Source organism: Lysobacter sp. GQ73 (assembly GCF_059758755.1).
Window position 1 is genome coordinate 1 of sequence record NZ_JCAXEE010000018.1, and the last position, 1848, is coordinate 1848.

Annotated in this window: 1 protein-coding gene; it reads left to right on the forward strand. The window is 69.7% G+C overall.

The features are described 5' to 3' along the window. A partial coding sequence (locus AC6CH2_RS22465) for a condensation domain-containing protein (RefSeq protein WP_498271153.1) occupies positions 1-1848 on the forward strand: 1848 nt, incomplete at both ends.

Genomic DNA, 1848 nt, shown 5'->3' on the forward strand with positions numbered 1-1848 from the left:
ACCGAGCAGGCCATCGCCGGAGTCTGGCAGGACCTGCTGGGCATCGAACGGGTCGGCCGCCACGACCATTTCTTCGAGCTGGGCGGGCATTCGCTGCTGGTCATCAGCCTGATCGAACGCCTGCGCCAGTGCGGCCTCAACGTCGACGTACGCACGGTGTTCACCACCCCGGTGCTGAGCGTGCTGGCCGAGAAGATCGCCGGCGAAGCCGAAGCGCCGGCGCCGGAGGTCGCGCCGAACCCGATCGTCGCCGGCACCACCGCGATCACCCCCGAGATGTTGCCGCTGGTGTCGCTGAGCCAGCCCGAGATCGACGCCATCGTCGCCACCGTGCCGGGCGGCGCCGGCAACGTCCAGGACATCTATCCGCTGGCGCCGTTGCAGGAAGGCATCCTGTTCCACCACATGCTCGAGAACGACAGCGGCGGCGACACCTATCTGCTGCGCACCGTGCTCGGTTTCGACAGTCGCGAGCGTATGGACGCCTTCCTGGCGGCCCTGCAGCAGGTCATCGACCGCCACGACATCCTGCGCAGCGCGGTGATCTGGCAGGGCCTGCCGCAACCGGTGCAGGTGGTCTACCGGCAGGCGCCGCTGCCCCTGCACGAGGCCGAGCTGTCGGCCGATTCGCCGGCCCTGCCGCAGTTGCTCGCCCATACCGACCCGCGGCGCATGCGCCTGGACCTGCAGCGCGCGCCGATCCTGGCCGCGTTCCGTGCCCAGGACCCGGACAGCGGCGAATGGCTGCTCGCCTTGTTGCGTCACCACGTCAGCGGCGATCACGTCGCGATGGCGCTGATCCTGTCGGAGATCCTGGCGTTGTTGCAGGGTCGCGGTGAGGAACTGCCGGCGAGCCTGCCGTACCGCAATTTCATCGCCGCCACTCGCGCCGTGCCGGAGGCCGAACACGAGGCCTGGTTCCGCGAACAGCTCGGCCACGTCGACGAGCCGACCGCTCCGTTCGGCGTGCTCGACGTGCAGAGCAGCGGCGAGCAGGCGCGCGAAGCGCGGATCGTGTTCGACGATGCGCTGGCGCGGCGCATCCGCGAGCTCGCGCGCGAGCGCGGGGTGACCCCGGCGGTGCTGTTCCACGTCGCCTGGGCGCAGGTGCTGGCGCGCTGCAGCGGCCGCGATGAAGTGGTGTTCGGCACCGTGCTGTCGGGCCGCCTGCAAGGTTCGGAGGGCGCCGACCAGGTGGTCGGCATGTTCCTCAACACCTTGCCGATCCGCATCCCGGTCGGCGGCGAAGCCGTGGCCGAGGCGGTGCGCGACACCCACCGCCGGCTCAGCGAGTTGCTGGCGCACGAGCAGGCCTCGCTGGCCCTGGCCCAGCGTTGCAGCGCGATCGCACCGCCGCTGCCGCTGTTCACCGCCTTGCTCAACTATCGCCACAGCCACGAACCCGGCAATGCAGCCGAGGAGCAGGCCATGGCCGAGGCCTGGGACGGCGTATACGTGCTCAAGGACGATACCCGCAACAACTACCCGCTGACCATGTCGGTCGAGGACCTCGGCCAGGGCTTCGGCCTGACTGCGCTGTCGGTGCCCGGCATCGATGGCCCGCGCGTGGTCCGCTACATGCAGACCGTGATGGAGTCCCTGGTCGGCGCGCTCGAAAGCGGCGGCGAGACGCCGCTGCAGGCGCTGCCGATCCTGCCGCTGTCGGAGCGCGAGCAAGTACTGCGCGAGTTCAACGATTTGCGCGCGGATGCGGTGCACGACCGCACCATCCATGCGTTGTTCGAGGCGCAAGCGGCATCGAAGCCGGACGTCGAAGCGCTGTTGGTCGAAGACGAGGTGCTGAGCTACGCCGAGCTCAACCGCCGCGCCAACCGGGTCGCGCATCGC